Below are 24,027 nucleotides of genomic sequence, written 5' to 3' on the forward strand. Positions count from 1 at the left end.
ACTCTCCATTGTATGTTTGTCTGACTCACTCAAAGTTTTGACGCTTTAGTTTTTCCTTACTTGGTTGTTATATTGTATTTCAATGATCTCTTTTCTTCCGCTTTTCTCTAAAGCTTTTTCTCTGTCGTTATTGCTTTAGATTTGCGAGTGCAAAAGTAATTAATATTTCTGAACTGACCAAATGTTTTTGAGGAAAATTTTAAAGTTTTTTCTGTAACCTTAATCCCTCTTAACACTTATCTCAATTTTACTCCGCGCTCCCTTAATTGGGATTGCAAAGATACAAACTTTTCTCAATTTTCAAAATAAATTATTATTTATTTTTTTTAAATCTTTCGTTTATAATTACTCTCTTCTGCGCTACCTACTATCTCTCGTTTTCAGTGGGGCAAAAGTACACCTTATTCATCAAACAATCCAAATCATTTTATACTTAAATTCATATTTAGTTCATATTTGGTCTTAACTCGCTGATAAGCAACCTTAAAAATTTTGATGCTTTTTCCTGGGTTTAGAGTGATAAAAGCAAAAACATAAGAGAAAACAGCAATAACAAGGGAAAAGGGAAAAAATAAAAGCTATAAAATGAAGGGTTTTTATCAAAAAGAAAAGTATAAAAGATGAAGAGACGGGTAAATACTAGGTAAAGTTTATATATAGTATATATAAAAGAAAAACGACCTCTATGAATTTGAGATCGTTTTTTATGCAAACAAGAAGATTCTTCTTATTTAGAATCTAATTTGGTATATATTAAACTTAAAAATTCAGCAAAAGATTTTTCCAGTCCAATAATATCACCTGATTTAAGGTTTAATCCACCAACTCCGGTATTATCAGATTTTACTTTGAGAGCTGACACCTGGAAATACTGATTGGTTTCATTTGTCTTAGGCTGCACTTTGATCGTAGAGCCTAATAATTTCCTTGTAGATATGGTATACACTTCACCCGGAACAACGTCTATCACAAAAAAAGATCTTGGAGATAATAAATAGTCTTTCTTATTAACACTAATTTTTTGATCTTTATCCGAGGATGCAAACAAAAATATATGATCTGTTTGTGAAACAAATTTTTCTTTTGGCAAATAATATAAATTCAATTTATAATTTGAAGGATTAAAAGCCTGAGGAGATCCATCTACATTGTTAAAAGGCTGTAAAGAAATTGCATTTGCTCCGATTTCTTTTGCTTTTTTAAATATCATAGAAAAAACAGCAGCATCGTCTTTCGAAAAACCACGCACTTCCACTTCTCCCAGATATTGCGCATCTTTTATTTCCTCTTTAATTTTAAATAAAAATTTATCTGAGTTATCATTTGTTTTCTCAACTTTTGTTAAATACACATTTTGTGCATTAAAAAAATGAATGGCAAAAACAAAAATTATAATTGCAAGGTTCTTCATAAGATATTTATTGTTGTGCAAGAATGCTAACACATTCTTCAAGACTATTCTCCCAATGTTTGGGTTCAATTTTATAAACTTCTTCAATTTTGTCTAAGCACATTGTACTTCTCTTAGGTCTTTTGGCCGGAGTAGGATATTGTTCAGTAGTCAGTGCATTTAATTTAACTGATGATTCTGATAATTCAGCAATTTTTTTTGCAAACTCATACCAGGTGGTTTCAGGATAATTTGAAAAATGGAAAACACCAAAGTTCTTACGTGAGGTTTTAATAATATCCATAATGGCCTCTGCAAGATCATTTGCGTTAGTCGGTTGTCCGAATTGGTCTGCTACAATTCCCAACTCATCCTTTTGCGAAAACAAGTTCAGCATGGTTTTTACAAAATTCTTATTGAATTCAGAATACAGCCAGGAGGTTCTTAGGATAATTGTTTGAGGGTTAATTTCCAATGCAAGTTCTTCTCCTCTTAATTTAGATGCTCCATATACCCCAATCGGATTTGTAAAGTCATCTTCTGAATAGCATAAATTTGTTTCTCCATCAAAAACATAATCCGTAGAAACATGTATTAAAACTGTTTTATGTTCAGAACATGCCTGGGCAAGATGTGCTACCCCATCAGCATTTACTGCAAATGCTTTTTCTTTCTCTTTTTCAGCCAGATCTACCGCTGTATACGCTGATGCATTGATACAGAAGTCCGGCTTATTATCGTAAAAGAAGGTGTCTACCTGGTCTTCATCTGTAATATCAAGGGTCTGAGAGTCCGTAAAAATAAATTCATAATCACTTTCAAAATCAGGGGCTATTTTCCTTATACAATTGCCTAACTGACCATTACTGCCTATAACAACTATTTTCTTCATTATGGATTTTTTGCGTTTTGGGATCTTAAAAACTTAACTCTTGATTGAAAATCTTTTTCTTCTAAATCTACGTAGAACTTATGGAAAATTTCTTTAATATCTTCAGGATGTATATCTGATTTTCTTGTTTTAACATTAAAATAAATTACGGTAACCCATAAAACAGCATGAATTGTACTTTCATCAAGACTCTTCATAAGAATTTCAACTTTTGCAGTTCTGTCCTGTATGTCGATTGTTTTGCTGCTGATTACAACCTGGGTATTGTATCTTACTTCTTTCAGGTATGCTATTTCATTCTGTATAGCAATCCAGGTACAGCCAGTTTTTTTGGTGTACTCTTCATAAGTAAAGCCATAAAATGTTTCAACGTGATCTTCTCTCGCATTAAACATATAATCCAAATACTTTACATTATTGAGATGCCCGATAGGATCGCAATCACTGAATCTGACTTTTACCGTTGTTGATACTTCTTTTTCCATTTGGCAAAAATAAAAAAACCACCCCTAAAAGAGGTGGTAAGTTTTATAAATGTTTGTTAATTTGTTAGATTATTGAACACCTAATTCTTTTTTTACAGCTGGAGTCGCATCCGGACCTCCTTTGTATACAAATGCAGAAGAGTTTGCATCCATAATGAAATCATATCCTGCAGCTTTAGCTACTTTAGATACAGCCTCGTTTAGTTTCTTCTCAATAGGCTCGTAAGCAGCATCTTGTTTAGCCACAAAATCTTTCTGAGCTTTATCGTTCATTTGTTGAATTTCTTCTTGCATTTTAGCTAATTCAGCTTCTCTTGCTTTGTTTTCATCGGCAGTTTTCTTAGGAGCTTCCTCAGAATATTGCTTTAATTTAGCTTGTCCAGCATCTGCTTTCTTTTTGATCTCAGCTTGCTTAGTATCTAAGAAAGTCTTTAAGTCAGCATCAGCCTTTTTCTTTTCAGGCATTGCGTTAAGAACACCTATAACATCTAAAGTAGCAATTTTTTGAGCTTTTGCCATACCTACAGATACAACCATCATTACTGCTGCAAATAATACACTTAATTTTTTCATAATTGGTAAATAAATAATTTAATTTGTTTTAGATTTTTAATTTCAGTAAAAGTTAATTCCATCGATTACTTTTTACCTCTTGTATTAGTTTTTTCTTTCTTTTCTGTTCCTTTTAAAAGAATGTCTAGTACTTTGTCTGTATAGTCATATCTTTTTTGAAGAAAAATAACATTAATGTTATTGCTTTTATCAAGAACTATGCCCAAGCCATTTTTCTCGGACATGGTTTTTACAGCGTTCCAAATTTGATCCTGAAAAGGTTCAACGAGATTAGATCTCAATTTTGTAATCTCCCCGTTTGTTCCAAAGCGTAAACTTGTTGTTGTTTTAATGTTTTTGTCGAGATCCATTACTTCCTTTTCTCTCAGTTTGAGCTGGTCTCCAACTAATAACACTCTCTCATTTTCAAATGCAGATCTTTTCTTTTCATACTCAGCATTCAAACTCTGAAGTTCCGATTCCCAAGTATCAATCTGCGAATTTAATCTTGCTTCTGCCTCTTTATATTGTGGAAGCTTGTTCAAAATATATTCTGTATCAACTACTCCAATTTTCTGCGCATTGCTAAAACTGAAGAGCAAAAATAATACAAATGTGAAAATGATTTTAATTTTTTTCATGTGATCATTATAATGATTGGTTCATTAAGAAGTGTGTCTTCCATCCTGAAGGCTCTGATGAGTTTATTGGTTTATCAAATCCATAAGCAAAATCAAATCCGATCAATCCAAATGCTCCCATATATACTCTTACCCCTACACCCACTGATCTTTTTAACTGGAAAGGATTGTAGCTTCCCCATGAGTTCCAAACGTTACCTCCTTCAGCAAAGGTTAGTGCATAAATTTTTGCTGTCTGATTTAATGATATCGGATATCTTAGCTCCAATGTAAATCTATTATAAATGGTACCTCCACCTTGTGGAGTGATATCTCCCTGAGTACCATCTCCTCCGTAAGTAGAAGCATTTTCATAACCTCTTAAAGGAATTAATTCCCTACCGTCATATCTTCCTCCGAAAAGCCCGGTTCCTCCCATATAGAATCTCTCGAAAGGTGGTGCTCCCAACTGCTTGTTATAACCATCCATGAAGCCCATTTCGGCAGAAGACCTTAGAACTAACTTACCTGCAATTTCGTTATAAACATCAGCTTTGAATTTAATTTTATAAAATTCCATCCACTTATATTTATCCGTAGGCGACATTGTAGAATAGTCTTTATTACTAAACAATGAATATGGTGGAGTTAACTTCGCAGAAAGTTCGATATTGGAACCCATTGTAGGGAATATCGGGTCGATACCTGCAGAGTTTCTGCTTAGTCCTAAATTTAAACTTAAGTTATTGGCTGAACCATAATTTTCTTGTGATCCTCCGAAATCAAATGGGTAGTTTTTGAAATCATATTTCTGGTACTGAATCCCAGTATACAATGAGAAATAATCATCCGGCCATTTCAATAGTCTGTTTAACCCAACAGATGCTGAAAAAATGTTCAATCTTGAAGGGTCAGTACTTGTCGTTGTAACTGACGTACTATATCTAACAATTGAGTTATTAATACTTACAGAAAGTGCCGTTGGCTTTGTTCCGAATAACCATGGTTCAGTAAACGACACCCCATAATTCTGAAAATATTGTCCGGCCTGAGCCTGAATAGATAAGGTCTGTCCATCTCCCTGAGGTACAGGTCTGAAATCCTTAAACTTCAGGAAGTTCTTTAAAGAGAAGTTATTAAAGGTTAAACCTAATGTTCCGATAAAGCTATTTCCTCCATACCCCGCTTGTAGCTGTACTTGTGAGGATCCTTTTTCAACAAGTTTCCAGTTGATGTCTACTGTATTGTCCTGCTGATTTGGCTGGATATCCTGACCGATCTGTTGCGGATCAAAGAAAGACATACCTGCTAAATCAAAATAAGTTCTTTTGATTTCGGTTTTCTTAAATAGCTCCCCTGGTTTTGTTCTTAATGCCCTTAGAATTACATGGTCATGAGTTGTTGTATTTCCTTGCCAGGTAACTCTGTTCCAAGTTGCCTGTTCTCCTTCGTTCACTCTGATTTCCAGATTAATAGAATCACCAGATACTGATTTTTCAACAGGGGTTACATTAGAGAAAAGATAACCATTATTCATGTATACCGATTTGATATCGGAATCATCCTCCTTACCTCCATCTTCTCCAACTTTTTTGTTGAAACCTACTGCATCATAAATATCTCCTTTTTTATAACCGAGAAGTCTTTGCAAGTATTCTGTGGCATATACTGTATTTCCGGTAAAAGTGATATCTCCGATATAGTATTTTTTACCTTCTTTTAATTTTACGTTGATTTCGTAATTATTTCTTTTATTTCTCCAAACAGAATCGGATACGATAGCAGCATCTCTATAACCTAATGAGTTATAATAGCTGATCAGGCTTTGTTTATCTTCCTGATATTTATCTTCGATAAATTTTGAGGATTTCAAGATACCACCGATCCCAAATCTTTTTTGTTTGGTTTCTTTAAATGCTTTGTTTCTAAGTTTAGAATCGCTCACATTTTCGTTCCCTTCGAACTCAATATGATCAATCTTTACTCTTTTGCCTTTATCTACATTGATGGTCCAGTCCACTAAAGCAGGGTCATTTGCATTTACTTTATCCTGAATGGAAATCTTTGCATCTGCAAAACCTTTCTTAATATAGTCTTTAGGAACATTTGTTTTTAGGCTTGAAACTAAATTCTGTGTAATTTTAGTTCCCGGCTTAAGGTTATTATCCTTAGCTAGTTTCTCGCTTTTTGACTTTCCAATTCCTTTACCGGAAAATTTAACTTCTCCAAGTTCTTTTAAGTCCTGCAAGTAAAATTTCAAAACTACTGTTTCTCCTTCAATACTTTGAACATAAACCTCTACTTCTGAAAATGATTGGGTATCCCAAAGCTTTTTGATAGCATTGCTAACTTTTTGTCCGGGGATATCCACACTTTCTCCTTTAGATAATCCTGTAAATCTTAAGATTTGCGCAGGTGTATATTTCTTAACCCCATCTACAACAATGTCTTTAAGAACGTAGGTTCCTGTTTGGTTTTCTGCATGCACAGGGTTATTCACTTTTGTGCTATCCTGTGGAGTCACCTGTCCATAAAAATGTGCAGAAGCAACAAACATGATGATGGGTAATAGTCTAAACTTCATTTTATCGTAGTCTTTCTTTTCTTTAAATTTTACTGGATTTTTATTTGTTCGCCGGTTAGGCCATATCTCCTTTCTTTGTTTTGATAGTCTACAATACATTGGAAGAAAATATCTTTTGTGAAATCTGGCCACAGAACATTTAAAAACTGGAGTTCTGCATAGGCGATCTGCCAAAGAAGAAAATTACTAATTCTTATTTCACCACTGGTTCTTATTAATAAATCGACGGGTGGAAAATCTTTTGTATAGAGATAATTTTCGAATAATTTCTCATCAATATTCTCTACATCCACCTTGCCTTCTTTTACATCAGAACTTATATTTCTCACGGCATTCAGGATCTCGTTTTGCGAGCCATAGCTGATCGCTAATACTAAATTACCTTTTGTGTTTTCTTTTGTTAATTCGACCACTCTTAGCAGCTGCTCTTTTACAAGAGGTGGCAGCTTATCCAGATTCCCAATAACATGCATTCTTAGACCTTTGCTGAAGATTTCTTCCGCTTCCAGCAATAATGTTTCAGTAAGCAAATTCATTAAAGTATTTACTTCATCACTCGGCCGGTTCCAATTCTCCGAAGAGAATGTATACAATGTTAAATATGGGATATTGATCTCATTACACGCATTAATGGCATTTCTTACAGCATTAATGGCATTTTTATGACCAAAAGTTCTTTCTTCACCACGAGATTTTGCCCATCTTCCATTGCCATCCATAATGATAGCAACATGTTTTGGTAAATTCTCTGAATTTATTTTATCTTTAATCAACGACATACTAATTACTCACAATAACACGGAGGTCTTCCAAAGGAGAATGTAAGACCTAAGCTAAAGGTATTCATCCAATCCTTAGATTTTGTATCTCCAACATTTCTTCCATTAACAAATGCAGCTTCTCTTTCTTTTGAAACAGCATAATAATTTCCTGTTTGCAATAAAGACCCTCCTGTTGTAGGGTTTACTATATCTCCATTATAGGTAGATACAACATCTTTAGTTAATATTTTACTATGATCCAACTGATCTGTTAATGTATATCTAAACGTAGCTTCCGCAAATATTGCCCAACTATGGTTAAATTTATATTTTAATCCGACTCCAAAAGGAATATGCATTGTTACTTTCTTACCCAGAGAATATTCTGCTCTTGTAGTAAAATCCCTTTCATTAATCGGAGCTTGTGCTACTCCATCTGCATCTCTTCTAAAGTCATTCACTAAAGTCGCTTTAGGAGCATCAAACATTAAACCTCCAATACCCCCAAATATATAAGGGCTAACCATACTTATCTGCTCATTATTTACCGGGAAAAAATTATATTCAAATACCAAACTTGCTTCATATACATTATTCTTTCCAAATGAGTTTCTATTTCTTCTATAATCTTCTTTCGCTGCTTTATCACTGAACTGTACCTGATTATAACCTAAATCTAGTCTAACAGTTTGGTAGGGATTAAAATTAAATCTATATAATATACCACCATAAAATGGAACTCCCCAATCTGATGCTCTGCTTAAATCCAACGGCTTTTGTAAAATATAACTCGTACTTCCTATATCACCCACTAGGTTACTCATACCTAGACGAACTCCCAATTCGTTTCTTTGTGCTTTCACACCAGTCATTGTTCCAAGGACGGCCAGGAAGCTAAATAATAATTTTTTATTCATAAAAGAATATGGATTTATGGTTATTTTAAAATTTAATTTTTGCAAATATAAAACATTTTTATATTAATGATATTCTTAATGTTTAGTTAAAAACAAACAAAAAAACATAATTTGTTATAAAGTAAACGACAAAGTACCGAAAATATTCTTTTTTTAATAGAATCAATAAAAGCCTTATATAATAAACCCTCATTAAATGAGGGTTTAATGTTTTATTTTTTATTAAAAATTGCCTGTATTTTATTTCTTATTTTAATCAATAGCGGCTCTTTGTAATTTTTGTCCTCATCAAAATAGCCATAACCGTATCCGTATCCATAGCCATAACCATATCCCTGCTTTATAATATAATCATTATATACAAGACCAAGGTTTTCAATCTCATTATTATGATATTTTTCCGTAATCATTTTAAGCATATACTTTTCAGTATATTCATGACGCACCACATAGATGTTGGTATCAGAATATTTCATCAATTCATATGAGTCTGCAACAAGTCCTACCGGCGGGGAATCAATAATGATAAAATCATAAATCTCCCTTAACTCTTCAATGAATTTAATATTCTTTTTGCTCATTAACAGTTCTGACGGATTCGGAGGAATTGGCCCTGAAGTAGCAACATCAAGATTTGGAATTGTTGTTTTATTGATAATCTGGTCAATGGAAACTTCGCCTGTAAGATAATTCGAAATTCCATATTTATTATCAATTTTGAAATCACCGAATATTTTTGGTTTTCTTAGGTCCATTCCCAAAAGAATAGTCTTTTTATCACTTAAACCAAGAACTGAAGCAAGGTTAATTGAAACATATGTTTTACCTTCCCCTCCAATCGATGAAGTAATTAAAACAACTTTACTTTTTTCATTTTCATCAGACAAAAATCGCATATTCGCCCTTATTCCTCTAAATGCTTCAGAAACTGAAGACTTAGGCTGATCAAGCACGGTAAGCATATTCTCATTATTATTATTACCTACCACTCCAAGCAATGGAATTTTGGTAGCACTCAATAATTCTTTAATATTTCTTATTTTATTATCAAGCAATTCTCCGATTAAAATAAACAAAAACGGCAGAAGTAATAAACCTCCCATAATGACCAGCTTCGTTCCTTTTACATTGGGCCCGATAGGAGACTGTCCTACATTTTTGGCAGGGTCAATAACAGAGATATCAGATTGATTCGTCGCCATCCTCATCTTAGTTTCATTCTGCCTTCCCAGTAAACTATTATAAGTGGCTTCAATCATATTGTATCCTCTTTCTGCATCTAAATACTTTCTTTCCTTTTCAGGGTAAGCGTCAAGATCCGCATTAGCTTCAGCTACCTGTTGATTAATCTTATTGATTTCAACATTAAATCCATTATAGTAATTGCTCAAAGAGTTGGAAGAGCTTAATTTTGCATCACTGATCAGCCTGTTGATTTCTTTCATAGGTTCTGAATTTGGCGTATAAATCGTAGCCATTTCTCTCCTTTTAAGATACAATGCCTTAAGTTCCGAAACTGAAGCCGTAAACATTCCGTCTTCGAACCCTGCAGCATTTGTACTGATCATTTTATCAAAATTCTGATTCTCCAGTGTGTTCTTAATAAGATTAAGGGAGTTAATTTTACTGGTCAGGTCCGCCTTTTTTGCTTCCAATTCCTTAATCTTCGTCAGAGATTTTTCATCTCTATCTTTAATGTCGTAGAGCTTTTCCGAAGTTTTTAAATAGTTGAGAACAGTAGCACTTGAATCCAGTTTCTTTCTTACTCCTGTAAGATTATCCTGAAGATAGGTTTCCGTATTTTTATCAACGGTCATTTTATCAAGCATCCTTTTCTTCTGTAGCTCACTTACAGACTTGTTAAGGAAATTTACAGTTCCATTAAGATTGAAACCTGTTTTTGTAATGATCATAATAGAATTGATCTCCTTATCAAACTCTACTCCGATGGTTGATACAATCTCATTAACGGACTGATTGACAGAACTAAGATTAACAATAATATTATCCAGTTTAATATTTGGGGTTATTGGATTCTGAAGCAGTCTAAATTTAATATTAGGTGCTGTGAACCATTCTCCTACTTTAATTATTTTATTCGATGGTCTTTTAAAGCTATTAATATCCTGAAACCCCTCCACTTCATAATTATACAAATGAGTTGATTCTCCTTTATCGGGTAATACCACTTCATACGTATTTCCTCCTTTTGGCATCAGTGTAATAGGATAATTAATCTGTTGTAGGTGTTTCTTATCAATCTGCACAAAGACCGGTGAATCGTCTTTATCCAGATAAGTAGATTTTATAGATCCTTTTGTAGAATAGTTAACAAAAAGATCAAGCTCCTTTACAAGAAATTCATTGTGTGATCTTGACAAAAGCATTTTTTTCAAATAAATCCCGTCTTGATTTCCTCCCTGTCCCCAAATAAAGTTAATTGACTGGTTAGGAGTAAAGTAGCTGGAAGTATTATTAGATACACTTAAAGAAAGGTTTGAAGCATAAATACTCTGTGCATAATATTTACCATACATCCATGAGATACAGTAGCCAATAAACAGCATTAAAACAAACCAATACCAGTTCTTTAATATCCTTCTTAAAAAGTGCTCAACATCAAACAATTCAAAAGAACCGGTTTTATCTTTTTGAGAATTATTCTTCTCAACGTTAGTTTCTTTTCCTGGAATCATGATATTAAAGTCTTGTTAGGATTAAATAAACTGACAACGCTGTAGTAATTAATGAAATTCCTGTTGTAATCGTCTGTACAGGGTCTTTTCCCAATCCATTCAAGCTTTTTCCTCTGGTATTAAGATAGATTTCATCACCATTTTGCACATAATAATACGGTGAATTCATTACATCTTCCCGGGTCAAATCTATTTTCGCAATTTTAATTCCTTCCGGTAATTTTCTGTGGATAACAATTGTTTTTCTATCTACACTTTTATTTAAACCTCCATTAATTGCCAGTGCTTCGGTAATGGTAAGCGTATTTTTGTGAGCCACTTTTTCTCCTGTAATAGCAACAGCTTCCGTGTCTCCAAGAATATAATAAGTTATCCCGTCCGTATTTAATCTCACCTGAGACTTTCCATCCTGGAAATTTTCATTTACTTTCTCCTGGATCTCTTTGGTGATATCTTCGATAGTACGTCCTTCTGCTTTGATGTAACCGATTCCAAAAACATTAATATCTCCATTGGAATCCACTTTTAATCCATTAAAATAGAAATTGGTATTTCCTCCACCACCACTTCCTCCACTTCCGCTTCCAACACGTCCTAAAGTTCCTATAGTTGTGGGATTAACCCCGGGAGCAACTGTACTACCGGAAGTATTTAAAGTAGAATAAAACTGCGCTGCATCGCCCTTTGGAGTAGTAACAATATTGAGATTCAGTATATCGTTCTTCGTGATCCTGTATACGGGAATGTTGTAAGGAACAAGACCTTCCTCATTGATCACAAGATTTTCATTAGGCTGCATATATCTTACATCTTTTTTTGTGATACAAGATGTAATGAAAAAAGGCAGGATTAAAAGGGATAAATATTTAAAATTTCTTATCATAATCAAATGTTGTTTACAAAAATAAAAATTTAATTGTTACTTCCTATTATTTCTTATCCGATAAATAAAATCCGGCAAATAAGCACCAGTAAAGCCTAGCACAAGTATCACCAATAACAATAAATTTACATTTATATGTCTTAAAAAATAAGCCACCATTACTATAAAAAGATAGTAGACGACAATATAAAAACCCGATCTTCTATGGGTAAAGTCAAGCTTCAGAAGCTTATGGTGTATATGATTCTTATCCGCATCAAAGGGAGATTTCTTATTCCAAAGTCTTACAAAGATGACATTCAAAGTATCTACAATCGGTAAAATCAATATGGCTACAGCTATCGCCGGAGCTGACTGTAAGTGATACCTTGGAATATCCGGAAGCTTTTTGTCTATAAATATATTGATAAAACAGATGCTTGTAAATGCCAATAAAAATCCTAACAACATAGATCCGGTATCTCCCATGAATATCTTATTGGTCCTGTAATTCGAGAGGTTATAGTATAAAAATGCCAAAACAGCTCCAATGATTACAACGGACAATACGACCAGAGGATAATTATATTCTCCTAATCTATAATAACTTATCCCAAACAATGCACTGCATATCACTGAATACCCTCCAGCGAGTCCGTCAATCCCATCAATGAGATTAAATGCATTAATAAGAACAATAAAAGTAATGACACTAAATATAACACTTACAACATACTCAAGTTCATAAATGCCAAAGATCCCAAAGAGATTTCTGATTCTTATATCAGATCCTATAACGATAAGCGTGGATACCACAATCTGGGCAACAAGCTTTTTGTAAGCTCTCATCACTACAATATCGTCCATTACTCCTACATAAAGGAGAATGAGCAATGAAGCAAATAAAAACTTATACAGATCAAAAAGTTCATAGGCAAAAATAGAAGTACATATACCTATAGAATAGAAAATAGCAATTCCTCCAAGATTGGGAATTTTTCTCAAGTGTGAACTCCTTACCCCCGGCTCATCCATCAGATTTTTTCTTCTGGAGATTTTAATAATGGTTGGTATAGAGAAAAACGTGATTAAAAAAGAAAACAAGAATCCAAATCCTATTTTTACATAAAAAATAGAAATATCCATCTCGCTTAAGAACAATTCAAAATTCTTCATTTTTTCCTATTTAAGTACTTTCATTATGCTTTAGCACTCATTACTTAAGATCTGCTAAATAGTATCTACGAAATTTGTAATATATCGAAATGACAGTACTTACATTTGTGTTTAAATCAACTTTCTTATCAATTTTTTTTGCCCTGCAAAAAACAATAGATAAAATATCTTTTTTTTCAGTGGCAAATATAAAATATAATTCTTACCAAAACGACTATAGAACAATATATCTTTAATTTTAATATTCCTTTCCTCTATAAAATTTTTCAGCTGATCAGCCATATCATAAAAAACTTTATCATCTTTTACAAACGCCAGATAGGCCAAAAAACTATATACTCCCTCTAAAATCTGGAAGTTTTTCAGTTCCTCTTTTTTTGTTGAGTAGGATGATGTTTTAAATTCAGATTCTACATCTTTTACTGCTTTGAGGATATCCAATCCTTTTTCAGTATGTGTTTTAGTGATAGAATCATTTCTTTCCAAATAGTGATAATGAAAGTTTTGCGTCTGTGCTACAATCTTACACTTGAGTAAAAGTTGTGGAATGAGCTGAATGTCTTCAAAATGCACCCCTTTTTTGAACCTTTTATCATTAAAAAGTTCCTTTCGGAACAACTTGTTGCATGCAAAATAGCTGAGATCAGAAAAAACAGAAAAGTTTTTCTCCAAATCAATTTTTTCCGGCATATTAGGAATTTGAGTAAGCTTTTGGGTAACAATTCCCGACTCGTCCACTTTTTGAATATTACAGATGACCATTTCGGCATTATGCTTTTCCGCAAGGTTAAACATTTCTTCAAACATGGTTTTTCCGACATAATCATCACTATCCACAAAACCAATATAATCTCCCGTCGCCCGATCGATGGCAAAATTCCGGGCATCGCTTAAACCTCCATTTTCTTTCTTCCAAACTTTTAGTCTTTCCGGAAAACGCTGGCCATATTCCTGTGCAATCAATCCAGAATTATCACTGCTACCATCGTCCACAACGATAATTTCAATTTCCTGCAGACTTTGATTAATCAAAGAGTCGAGACATTTAGCCAAATAATTTTCAACATTATAAACAGGAACTATGATAGAAACTTTTGATGGAACAGTATTCATCATAAATTAAATTTTCGTCAGCCTTGCATTCAACCAGCCTTTCTTTGCTTCGTCAAAATCTTTTCTTGAACAAGGAATACAATTCTCAATATTCTCATCATCTCCAAAATACCAAAGATTACTAAACGTATCACGCTTAAATGTATGTTGGCTATCATCGATCAACACATAAAAAATTTCGTAGTGCCTTTCTTTTGGGTGTGATCTTTGGATATTGATTCCTTCTATAAGATACCAGATCATCTGTGCCAACAATTGATGATTCAACTGGCTTTCCGAATATATGTTATAATTAAAAATTCCGACAGACTTCAAATTTTCACTCAACCCAACTTCCTTCATGTAAGCGCAGATTTCCCGTCTATTTAATCCATTCACCTGTGGATTTATTGAAAAAGGTTCTCCAAAACTTTCAATTGCATCACAATTGACAGTAACCAAATCAGCTTTTCTGAAGAAGGGTTCTGTTTTTTCTGTAGAATTCATCATTTCTGCCAGACGGACAATATCAAACTCAACTTCTTTAATCAGCTTTACAGAATCTACTTCGTTCAGGTGCTTCTGATATCCCAGGTGGTGGTAATTCTTAATCGAAAAATTCTTAGCACCCAAAATTTTACTTAGAAAAGTATGCTCATTGATATGCTCACCCTGTTTAAGAGAAATGACGTTACTGATCTGTGTATAATTGATATTTTTTTGATGAAAATTCAATCCTGAAAATAAAGAAAAGGCGAAATCATTAGAACCTCCGATAATGACAGGAATTGCTCTTTTATAGTGACAGGCAGAAAGAACCTCCTGTAAGATATAATGGGAATCCTGAACAGATTTACCGGAAACAAGGTCTCCAAGATCAACGATGGGAATTTCAAAATCCAACTGTGATAATTTATAAAATTCCTTTCTTACAGAGGTAAAATCCTGTACTTCAGCATCGCCACCTGATCCTCTGTAATCTGATACGAAAAGCAAAACAATACTGTCTTCTTTTATTTCTTTGGTAATCTGGTTTCCAATCTGCCAATTCTCAGTTTTGAAATTCCTAGGGGCAATTATAAAATCTTCAAAATTCATTCTCTCTAATTAAGTCTTAAAAACCAAAAATATTAAAATAAAATCATTTAATGGTCATAAAAAAAGCCATTAACACTGTTTGTTAATGGCTTTGTAATATCATTACTTTTTATTTCTTTTTTGTGGCAGTCGCTTTTTTCTTGGCTGCCGGCTTTTTTTTCTCGGCAAAAGCATTTTTATCCTGGGCAGTAATCCACTTTTTCACCTCATCCAATGAAACTTCTTTCAGTTCTTCAGCATCATATTTTGTGTCATCTTTTTTCTTTGGAATTTTGAACATGCTCTTTCCAAACTTAATAAATGGTCCCCATCTTCCATTTTCAATAGATATTTTTTCTTTTTCCCACTGCTGAATATATCTGTTTGCTTCTTTCTCCAGTTTAGCATCAATTAATTCATTAATGTCGCTTTGAGAAAGATTATCGAAATCATACTTTTTAGGAACGTTTACAAAAATACTCTGATATTTGATAAAAGGACCAAACCTTCCTGTTCCTTTGGTCACCGGCTCTCCCTTGTAGGTTGCAATAGGAGCATCAGCTTTTTTCTTTTCTCCTATAATTTCTTCAGCCCTGTTCTGATCTACAGAAAGCGGATCCTCTCCTTTTGGAATACTGATATACGTTTCACCCCACTTTACATAAGGACCGAATCTCCCCACACCTACTGAAACGGATTGGCCTTCATAATCTTTCAGATCAAAAGGCAGCTTGAATAGTTCCAATGCTTCTTCAAGCGTAATGGTTGCAATATTCTGCCCACTCATTAGCGATGCAAAAGTAGGTTTTTCTTCATCTTCAGTCTCCCCTATCTGGATCATAGCTCCAAATCTTCCAATTCTGGCATGAACATTTTTACCTGTTTTTGGGTCAACACCCAACAGCCTATCCCCATTTGCACGGTCCGCATTTTCTTCTACGTCTTCAATTCTTGGATGGAATTTGGAATAAAAATCAGTCATCATCTCCTTCCATTTCTGATCTCCGTTTGCAATTTCATCGAAACTTTCTTCAACTCTTGCCGTGAATCCGTAATCAAGAATTTCTTTAAAATGATCAATAAGAAAGTCATTGACTACCTCACCAATATCTGTAGGAACAAATTTATTTTTATCACCTCCGAATTTCTCGTCGAGTACTACCTTTTTAATTTTATCTTTTACCAAAGACATTTTAACCACTTCACGAATCTGTGGCTCAATCTCACGCTTATCAACATACTCACGGTTCTGGATGGTCTGAATGGTAGGTGCATACGTTGAAGGACGGCCTATTCCCAATTCTTCAAGCTTTCTTACCAATCCTGCTTCTGTATATCTTGCACTGGGTCTGGTGAACTTTTCAGTTGCCGTAATTGATTTATAACTTAAAACTTCTCCTACTTTTACTTTCGGAAGTAATTTCTCATTATTTTCTTCGTCGTCATCTTCCGTTTTTACAATACCGTAAGCTTTAAGGAAACCATCAAAAATAATAACCTCACCCTGAGCTTCAAAATGCTGAGGCAAGCTCGCATTACCTATTTCAATGACCGTTTTTTCAATTTTAGCATTAGCCATCTGAGAGGCCAGCGTTCTTCTGTATATTAATTGATATAATCTGTTTAATTGAGCATCTCCAATACTTTTTACTGCGAAATCAGTCGGTCGTATGGCTTCGTGAGCCTCCTGTGCTGAAGCCGACTTTGTCGTATAATTTCTCGGAGCGGAATATTCTGCACCGTATTCAGATATAATCTGCCTTTTTGATCCTTCGATTGCTTCCTGAGAAAGATTCACGGAATCTGTTCTCATATAGGTAATGTATCCTTCCTCATACAGTCTTTGTGCAAGACGCATAGTGTTTGTTACATTATAACCTAATCTGGAAGAAGCTTCCTGCTGTAATGTAGAAGTAGTAAAAGGAGCAGATGCGGAACGCGTTCCAGGCTTTGTTTCAACATTCAGAACTTTAAACTCTGTTGTTTTTGCCTTTTCCAGAAATTTTTCAGCTTCTTCTTCTTTTTCGAAATCTTTTTTAAGTTTCGCAGCGATTTCCTGATCTTCTTTATTCAGGAAAATCCCGTCAAGCTTAAAGCTTGCTTTAGGATTGAAAGCGCGTATTTCTTTTTCTCTTTCAACAATTAATCTTACGGCTACAGACTGAACTCTACCCGCTGATAATCCCGGTTTTACTTTTTTCCAAAGAACAGGAGACATTTCAAAACCTACGATTCTGTCAAGGACTCTTCTTGCCTGTTGTGCATTAACCAGATTCTGATCGATATCTCTAGGGTTATCAATTGCTTTTAGAATAGCATTTTTAGTAATTTCATGAAAAACAATACGTTTTCTGTTTTCCGGCTTAAGCTTTAATTCATCTGCCAAGTGCCATGCAATGGCTTCTCCTTCGCGATCCTCATCGGAAGCAAGCCAAACAATTTCAGCTTTTTTAACAGCAGATTTTAATTCTGTTACCAATTTCTTTTTGTCAGCAGAAACTTCGTAATCAGGACTGAATGTCTCAAGGTCTATACCCATCCCTTTTTTAGGTAAATCCCGGATATGTCCGAAACTGGATTTTACCTCAAAATCCTTTCCTAAATATTTCTGAATAGTTTTTGCTTTTGCCGGGGACTCTACAATTACTAAATTTTTCGACATTCTAAAATTTTTGCAAAAGTAAAGCTTTTTTATTACATAGGTTTTGCAATACTTGTTTAATTTAAAAATGAAATGACTTTACAGGGCATTTATATACTGGTTTTATTCTTTTCAATCAAGTGATTGACTTAAAATTAATTTAGTAAAACACATCTTAATAGAATTTTTCACCTATTATTATAAGATCGGTAAATAAAGTCGTAAAAAATAAGCTGTCTCATGATTGAAACAGCCTATTTATATTGAAATTTTTATTCTTTTATAAGCTTAATAATCTTATTCGAATTATTTATCCGGATCAAATATATTCCTGATGTCAATGCCGAAAGATCAGTCTTATCATTTTCAAATTTTCCGGACATGATCAGTTGTCCCGACATATTATATATCTGATAATAATATCCTCCGGTAGTATCCGGTGCCTTGATATGAAGTTCACTTTTTACCGGATTAGGAAAAACAGAGACCTGCTCTTTGCCCATAATATCCAAAAACTCATCTTTATTTAAAGGTGCTGCAGCTTTTGTCGCTGACAAAGATGTAATCTGAAGTTTTGTAATTACCCCTTCTTCATTTCCGTCTTCATCATATTTAACCTTTACACAACGGCAGCTCATTCCAAAATAAGGGTCGTTATTATCATGAAAAGCCATAATACGGTTTGAAGAGGAAGCTGCATCGAATAACATATTTACAGAACGCCCTGTATAATTCGACGCCAATGCACCGGTCCAGAATCCGGGATATTGATAATTAAGGACGTTATAAGTCCCCTGGGCAGATTGATTCCCTGTAACACTTCTGAAACCTCTGGATCCGGAATTAGGATAATTGCCGACAGGATATGCTGACTGATTGAACATATAGCCAATCGTAGTTGTCGTACTTGGATTTCTGACTCTCACTCCCTGATAATCGTTAACGATACTATACATGGTTGCAACATTTTTATCCTTTTTATACCATGGAGTCATTCCAAAATCTTTACCGGAAACAATTGCAACACCAGACACATCAGGAATTCTCCAGCCTTCCGGACAAGGATCAAACGGTGATTTCACACCTCCTCTTCCCCATCTGTCCGGCGCCAGATTCGGTTCAGTAGATAGCCAATCCGTTCCATTTGTATAATTAGGTGTACTGCTATTATAGGGAGCAAAAGTACTTGGAATCATATATACTAAAGGATTTCTAACAGAATAAGACAAGATTTTCGAAATTTTGTCAGACACCTTATCTGTATCCAGGAGATTTGCATTCGCAGCATAAGTATTATAAGGAACAATATAACTTCCGGACATATTATTATAAGTAGACGCAGCAAGGGTAGTATAACTAATCGTTCCGGTTGCTAAAACATTCCCAAGAAACACATTGTATGACCCTCTGTTATCAGCATACTGGAATGTTGGAATAGGATCTTTTCTTCCCCACTGATAATGAAGCCCAGTGGATGCCCTGATTCTGGATAATTCCGCAGAGGTAGGGGTAAGATTATTTACAACCATCGGAAATGCATCCGTTGCCCCCAGATTTCTGTCCATAAATTCGGTCCGGAAGGGAATATCTGCTTTATCTACATAATTGACATAATTGGTGGCATTTCCGGCCGGCAATTCTGTTGTATATTGAAGACTGTTCACGGGCGTGTCAGTAACCCAAATATGCCAGCTCCAGTAAACAGGATTAGTGATATTGCCATTATGAAGAGTAACCACCGCATTTCCACTTTGATTGGGATTAATTGCAACTACAATTTTAGACCCGCTTAAACCGCCCAGCGACGCAGGAGAGGGATTAGCTATTGATACATTACTAATTAAACTTGTATTAGTTGTCCAAAGTACATTTACCTTAAGGTTGTTATAATTGGAAGGATCAAGAATCTCCTGATTATTAAGAAGCTGACTTTGAACTGAAAATGCTTTACTCACTGGAATCTCTATGGTAGATACAGTTGTCGCCTTAACGATCTGATAAGTATTTGGATTATTTAGGCCCTCAAGATATTCATTGGAAATATTTAAAAATTCCGTAGGAAAATCATAATTATCAACCACATACAAAGGATCTTTTACGCAACGACATCCATTAGCTTCTGAAGTATTCATTGTTGCTAACGGCACATATTGAAATCTACCTTTTATCGTAGGGAAATTTGAATCCGGAATGTCAGGCTGGGCTTTATCCGGAATCATATACAAGCCTCTTGCAACAGTAGCAGGAGTAGCATCAAACTGTCTGGCCATCGTCGCAGTCCATATGTTGGTATGGTGCTGGTCCGCATATTGTCCGGCCTGTGTTTCAATAGCTACCTGCCCCGTTCCGGGAAACAATCCCATATCGTAACCTCCGACCTGAGAAAGGTCAAATCCGATATTGGAATACAATTTAATTCCCTTCATAAATAAAGGCATATTCGTATCAGTGGGTTTTATAATATGGTAGCCATTGGATTCAAAAGCATTTTTCCCCATATTGGTTCTTACTCCAAAGGGAGAAAAATCGGTCCTGATATCATCCACATAATTTGCTGAGGCAAGATTAGCAACCAAAACCGATGGAATCCGCCATCCGTTAGGACAAGGATCATAAGATGACTTATCACGGTACGGTTGAGCCGAATCATCAGTGGTATAAGTTGCGTTTATTTTCCCCTGTGAATTGTCTGACCATAAATTAAGCTCAGATAACTGGTAGTCTTTAAAATTAGAGGATTTTCCAAACCAGTTAACCATCAGATTAGCATTGTTATTATAATATGCGGGACCAGAGTTATCATCCTTATTCACATAGATAAGACTCAAAGGATTTTTTACAGAAAGCTTGATATTATTGGTCACTTCAGCATTGGATAATAAAACAAACTTCCTGAGATCATCAATTTTAATGGCATTAGTAAAATTTTTTGCTCCCCGGTGCCTTATTCTTCCGATAGATCCTGATACTTCATAGAAATCATTACCCCTGTATACCAGAGAGGGTATCGGATCTTTTCTACCCCATTGATAGAGTAAGCCTAAATTCCTGTTCCATTCTGTTCCTGTGATCGTTCCGCTTACAGAGCCTAAATCCCTATCCATCCACCTCCAGTCCGAATCAGGGATCTGTTCAATCACTCCATCGTTCCTCTGTCTTTTAATTGTTTCAAAACTTTTATAAGCAGATCCGTTAGTGGGATCATCAGTAACCCATACATGCCATGACCAAAAAATTTCGCCATTTATTCTAAATGCTATTACAGCATTTCCCTCTTTTGATTTATTTACAGGAACTTTAATTTTGGCATTCTGCCCTGTATCAAGTATTTCAAGAGCGTAATTTCCTCCACTTATAATGAGCCCAGGTACATCTTCCCATAATACATCAGCTGTTAATTTTCCTTCGGGAATACCTTCACTTCCTATATATTTATCATCTTCCCACATGGCATAGGCTTTTCTGACAGGTATTAGCAGGCCACCATATTCCTGGTTAGGATCAAAAATATAACTATTGGGCGCCTTAGTCCAATCTAAGGCAAGTGGGTTTGCTTTACTTTTTACATTAAGCCGGGATGAAAAACTTTGGGTATCAGAAGAATTGATCACTCTTTGATCAGAGTTTTGTGGTATCCTGACCAAAGAATCGTTAACTTTTGTATAGTGATCACCTGGCCACTCATCATTTTTATCATATCTATACCCATTGCTACAATAGGCACTCACTGACACAAGGCAAAAAATTGCCGTCATTTTTTTTAGTATACTGTTTCTCATATCCTTAGGTTTGGTGTAGAAACACCAATACAAATTTTAAGCCCGCATCAATAAATAGTGATTTATATTATAAATATATGTTTAATAAGTTAATTATTATATAAATATTATTAAATAAAACAATTATTTATAGATATTCTATTTTGATTAAAGCAGCACAAAACTACAATATTATTGTATTGAATTTTAAATTTGTGGTATATTAAATTCACAAATTACAAGGCAAAATATAGCTTGGAATACAAAGAAATGAGCATTCATAAGGCATAGCAAAAAAAAGACGCATCTTTAAAGTGCGCCTTTTTGTCAATACATTTACTTTATTGTTAAGGTAAAATATGATTTTTATAGAGGTCAATGGTGAACCTACCTGCAATAATATTTCTGAAACTGGAAAATACCACGAAGTTGAATATGGTCAATGCAATGATAAAGGAATATATTAATCTCTTTTTATTAGCCGAAACAACATACATTGCATTAGGAATCAATACAAATGAGAAACCAATAAACGCTCCCGCAAGCCTGGATGAGAACACCGGATTGTTTCTGAATATGAAATAAAAACAGATTCCAATGACGGCATAGTTCCTGTGATATTCATAATATGGATATTTTTCCTTCATGGGAGTATCAAATGCAAATAAAAAGAATGTGAGAATTGCCATTAACGCTTCGGGAATACCAAATCCCCCATTTAATCGCTGCGCCGTCTCATCCACATATCCGTTAAAACCTTCCACAAGCATACTATCGGAGGCAATATTACTCAAAAAGTTACCAAAAACCTTATACACTTCGAATGGAGACAAAAAGATCGAAACAATAATAGATACCAGCATCATTGTTTTATTTAAAGGTATGCGTGCAACCCAATACATGGGTAGAAATATGTAACATACATTATGAATCCCTGAAGCTATGAATACAAAGAATAAATAGTGCCATAATTTTCTTTCTTTAATATACCTGATTGCGAAGTATATAATAAAAGTTCCAAGATTCTGCCTGATCTGTCCACTTTCTCCAATGAAGAAATTGGGAATAAACATAAACAGCGTAAAAGTAAATGGATAAAAAGTATTGTCTTCTGTATATTTTATCTTAAAAAATATAGCAAAAATAGCAATAACGAGTGTCAGCATGTAAAACGGAGCATTGAACACATTAAGCATGATCTTATTTATCAATGCATACAACCATTCTATATCAACATTCTCTGAACCTTCTATGTGAAGGGCTTTTAAAAAGATACTCCAATATTCTTTTGTATCTGAATAGATATAAATTCCTCTATAACTCCCATAATCCGGCCCAACACTATCTCTGAGCCCGGCAATAATAATCAGGTAAACCCCTAAAAACCAAAACCACTTTTTATCAACTTTATTTCCAAAGACCTCCTGCACGCTAAAAATAAGCATGTAGATCATCGCAATGATGTAATATGGATGCAATAAACTCATGAGAGGATCAGGGAATTTTTAAATTGATGATAAGCCACTACAATTCCTGTCAGAATAAGTGGAAGGAAAAGCCTCACCTCCCAGTAAAGTCCCACCATGGTAATCATAGCAAGATAAGGCAATGAGAAAAATAAATACTTTTTAAATATCGTTTTATTCTCAGCAGATACGCCCAACAGGTATACAAAATACAAGACTATGGATCCAAATAACAGCCCCGCCAGATTGAACGGGCTTTCGAAGTTCCTGTTGATATAAAAGCCTTCTACAAAAGTGGTTTCCTGAACAACAATCATTCTCAATCCTAAATAGGCTGTTAAAAAAGAGATCACCAGAGGAATTGTTTTTGCGACCATTGTATAATTTCCTTTTCTGAGATCATCCATATCCAGGAAGAGCGCAGCAAAAAAAGCAATATTCAGACAAGCCGTCTCCCTAACGAACGTCGAAAGAAATATTAAAACAATTAGAATATAAAAATATGCAGTCTTATTTGTATGAAAATATTTTAATGTTAAAAATACTCCTGTCAGATAACAAAAAAGTGCCATCATATCACAATTTGTAGGTGCATATTGCGTGATTACAATAAAAAACACGGCCAGCAGATGAATAACCCTTTTTAGATTGATGTTTAAAAGAAGTGAAACCGGCTTCAGGGAAAGTAGTTTATTAAAAACAACGGAAGAAAGAATAAAGAAGAAACTGTTCATCAGAAAAAGACCATGATAAAATGCAGTTCCGTTTTTATGTAGAAATTTCCGAAAAAAGCCCAGATAATTTTCAATAATATATCCCACAATGTCCGTAAGATACAAACTGAGATAGTTGGGAAGTACCCGATAAGCATAGACCGATGAAAACAAATAATCGGGCGGCCTTTCTGCTGTTTTCAATCTTGTGTAGGAAGACTCAAATCCATAATAGGACATTGAGAACAGCAAAAGCGGAAGTATTATCGTAAATAAAAATCCGTTTATTTTTTCATCAAATATTTTCAACATATCAAAACAGCTTTTTATTCAGAATAATTTTGT

17 protein-coding genes are annotated in these 24,027 nt (G+C 34.4%); all 17 read right to left on the reverse strand.

The window, feature by feature from the left end; genetic code table 11:
- Positions 1-727: 727 nt before the first annotated feature.
- The 17 genes from G9C87_RS11055 to G9C87_RS11135 all read right to left on the reverse strand — a co-directional run bounded on the left by G9C87_RS11055 (position 728) and on the right by G9C87_RS11135 (position 23,994).
- A complete protein-coding gene (locus tag G9C87_RS11055; protein WP_172281067.1) occupies positions 728-1,411 on the reverse strand; it encodes a hypothetical protein in 684 nt (227 codons plus the stop codon).
- A gap of 7 nt (positions 1,412-1,418) precedes the next feature.
- The gene (gene rfbD, locus G9C87_RS11060; RefSeq protein ID WP_172281069.1) at positions 1,419-2,282 is read right to left on the reverse strand and encodes a dTDP-4-dehydrorhamnose reductase; all 864 of its coding nucleotides are present in this window, start codon (positions 2,280-2,282) and stop codon (positions 1,419-1,421) included.
- Positions 2,282-2,767, reverse strand: coding sequence for an acyl-CoA thioesterase (locus G9C87_RS11065; protein ID WP_172281071.1), 486 nt, complete (start codon positions 2,765-2,767; stop codon positions 2,282-2,284). Before G9C87_RS11065 ends, rfbD begins: the two co-directional genes overlap by 1 nt.
- Positions 2,768-2,836: 69 nt before the next feature.
- Complete coding sequence (locus tag G9C87_RS11070; RefSeq protein WP_172281073.1) at positions 2,837-3,340, reverse strand: OmpH family outer membrane protein; 504 nt, start codon at positions 3,338-3,340, stop codon at positions 2,837-2,839.
- 65 nt (positions 3,341-3,405) lie between these two features.
- Complete coding sequence (locus tag G9C87_RS11075; protein WP_172281075.1) at positions 3,406-3,960, reverse strand: OmpH family outer membrane protein; 555 nt, start codon at positions 3,958-3,960, stop codon at positions 3,406-3,408.
- A gap of 7 nt (positions 3,961-3,967) precedes the next feature.
- On the reverse strand, positions 3,968-6,523 hold the full coding sequence (bamA, locus tag G9C87_RS11080; RefSeq protein WP_172281077.1) for an outer membrane protein assembly factor BamA: 2,556 nt from the start codon (positions 6,521-6,523) through the stop codon (positions 3,968-3,970).
- Between the two features lie 29 nt (positions 6,524-6,552).
- Entirely contained in the window at positions 6,553-7,302 is a 750-nt protein-coding gene (gene uppS / locus G9C87_RS11085) for a polyprenyl diphosphate synthase (protein ID WP_172281079.1), read from the reverse strand.
- Between the two features lie 5 nt (positions 7,303-7,307).
- Positions 7,308-8,201, reverse strand: a complete 894-nt coding sequence (locus G9C87_RS11090; RefSeq protein ID WP_172282395.1) for a DUF6089 family protein — start codon at positions 8,199-8,201, stop codon at positions 7,308-7,310.
- Between the two features lie 212 nt (positions 8,202-8,413).
- Complete coding sequence (locus G9C87_RS11095) at positions 8,414-10,897, reverse strand: exopolysaccharide transport family protein (protein WP_172281081.1); 2,484 nt, start codon at positions 10,895-10,897, stop codon at positions 8,414-8,416.
- 4 nt (positions 10,898-10,901) lie between these two features.
- On the reverse strand, positions 10,902-11,780 hold the full coding sequence (locus tag G9C87_RS11100; RefSeq protein WP_172281083.1) for a polysaccharide biosynthesis/export family protein: 879 nt from the start codon (positions 11,778-11,780) through the stop codon (positions 10,902-10,904).
- Between the two features lie 36 nt (positions 11,781-11,816).
- The gene (locus G9C87_RS11105) at positions 11,817-12,935 is read right to left on the reverse strand and encodes a glycosyltransferase family 4 protein (RefSeq protein WP_172281085.1); all 1,119 of its coding nucleotides are present in this window, start codon (positions 12,933-12,935) and stop codon (positions 11,817-11,819) included.
- Positions 12,936-13,046: 111 nt separating this feature from the next.
- On the reverse strand, positions 13,047-14,048 hold the full coding sequence (locus G9C87_RS11110) for a glycosyltransferase family 2 protein (protein ID WP_172282397.1): 1,002 nt from the start codon (positions 14,046-14,048) through the stop codon (positions 13,047-13,049).
- 6 nt (positions 14,049-14,054) lie between these two features.
- Positions 14,055-15,125, reverse strand: coding sequence for a formimidoylglutamase (locus tag G9C87_RS11115; protein WP_172281087.1), 1,071 nt, complete (start codon positions 15,123-15,125; stop codon positions 14,055-14,057).
- 109 nt (positions 15,126-15,234) lie between these two features.
- Positions 15,235-17,766 carry a type I DNA topoisomerase gene (topA, locus tag G9C87_RS11120; RefSeq protein WP_172281089.1) on the reverse strand — a complete coding sequence of 844 codons (2,532 nt, stop codon included), beginning with the start codon at positions 17,764-17,766 and terminating at the stop codon, positions 15,235-15,237.
- Between the two features lie 251 nt (positions 17,767-18,017).
- Positions 18,018-21,500: a T9SS type A sorting domain-containing protein gene (locus tag G9C87_RS11125; RefSeq protein WP_172281091.1), complete on the reverse strand. Its 3,483-nt coding sequence runs from the start codon at positions 21,498-21,500 to the stop codon at positions 18,018-18,020.
- Positions 21,501-21,850: 350 nt separating this feature from the next.
- Positions 21,851-22,990, reverse strand: coding sequence for an EpsG family protein (locus G9C87_RS11130; protein ID WP_228457003.1), 1,140 nt, complete (start codon positions 22,988-22,990; stop codon positions 21,851-21,853).
- Positions 22,987-23,994 carry a hypothetical protein gene (locus tag G9C87_RS11135; protein WP_172281093.1) on the reverse strand — a complete coding sequence of 336 codons (1,008 nt, stop codon included), beginning with the start codon at positions 23,992-23,994 and terminating at the stop codon, positions 22,987-22,989. The genes G9C87_RS11130 and G9C87_RS11135 overlap by 4 nt, the downstream gene beginning before the upstream one ends.
- Positions 23,995-24,027: the final 33 nt, after the last annotated feature.

This window comes from Chryseobacterium sp. LAM-KRS1 (assembly GCF_013184525.1).
GTDB lineage: Bacteria > Bacteroidota > Bacteroidia > Flavobacteriales > Weeksellaceae > Chryseobacterium > Chryseobacterium proteolyticum.

Bases quoted from the DNA above. Each gene is read 5' to 3' on its own strand.
- rfbD (WP_172281069.1), bottom strand. From the start codon at position 2,282: ATGAAGAAAATAGTTGTTATAGGCAGTAATGGTCAGTTAGGCAATTGT.
- G9C87_RS11105 (WP_172281085.1), bottom strand. From the start codon at position 12,935: ATGAAGAATTTTGAATTGTTCTTAAGCGAGATGGATATTTCTATTTTT.
- G9C87_RS11095 (WP_172281081.1), bottom strand. From the start codon at position 10,897: ATGATTCCAGGAAAAGAAACTAACGTTGAGAAGAATAATTCTCAAAAA.
- G9C87_RS11065 (WP_172281071.1), bottom strand. From the start codon at position 2,767: ATGGAAAAAGAAGTATCAACAACGGTAAAAGTCAGATTCAGTGATTGC.
- G9C87_RS11110 (WP_172282397.1), bottom strand. From the start codon at position 14,048: ATGAATACTGTTCCATCAAAAGTTTCTATCATAGTTCCTGTTTATAAT.
- G9C87_RS11130 (WP_228457003.1), bottom strand. From the start codon at position 22,990: ATGAGTTTATTGCATCCATATTACATCATTGCGATGATCTACATGCTT.
- G9C87_RS11125 (WP_172281091.1), bottom strand. From the start codon at position 21,500: ATGACGGCAATTTTTTGCCTTGTGTCAGTGAGTGCCTATTGTAGCAAT.
- G9C87_RS11100 (WP_172281083.1), bottom strand. From the start codon at position 11,780: ATGATAAGAAATTTTAAATATTTATCCCTTTTAATCCTGCCTTTTTTC.
- G9C87_RS11070 (WP_172281073.1), bottom strand. From the start codon at position 3,340: ATGAAAAAATTAAGTGTATTATTTGCAGCAGTAATGATGGTTGTATCT.
- G9C87_RS11055 (WP_172281067.1), bottom strand. From the start codon at position 1,411: ATGAAGAACCTTGCAATTATAATTTTTGTTTTTGCCATTCATTTTTTT.
- G9C87_RS11090 (WP_172282395.1), bottom strand. From the start codon at position 8,201: ATGAATAAAAAATTATTATTTAGCTTCCTGGCCGTCCTTGGAACAATG.
- topA (WP_172281089.1), bottom strand. From the start codon at position 17,766: ATGTCGAAAAATTTAGTAATTGTAGAGTCCCCGGCAAAAGCAAAAACT.
- bamA (WP_172281077.1), bottom strand. From the start codon at position 6,523: ATGAAGTTTAGACTATTACCCATCATCATGTTTGTTGCTTCTGCACAT.
- G9C87_RS11075 (WP_172281075.1), bottom strand. From the start codon at position 3,960: ATGAAAAAAATTAAAATCATTTTCACATTTGTATTATTTTTGCTCTTC.
- G9C87_RS11135 (WP_172281093.1), bottom strand. From the start codon at position 23,994: ATGTTGAAAATATTTGATGAAAAAATAAACGGATTTTTATTTACGATA.
- G9C87_RS11115 (WP_172281087.1), bottom strand. From the start codon at position 15,125: ATGAATTTTGAAGATTTTATAATTGCCCCTAGGAATTTCAAAACTGAG.
- uppS (WP_172281079.1), bottom strand. From the start codon at position 7,302: ATGTCGTTGATTAAAGATAAAATAAATTCAGAGAATTTACCAAAACAT.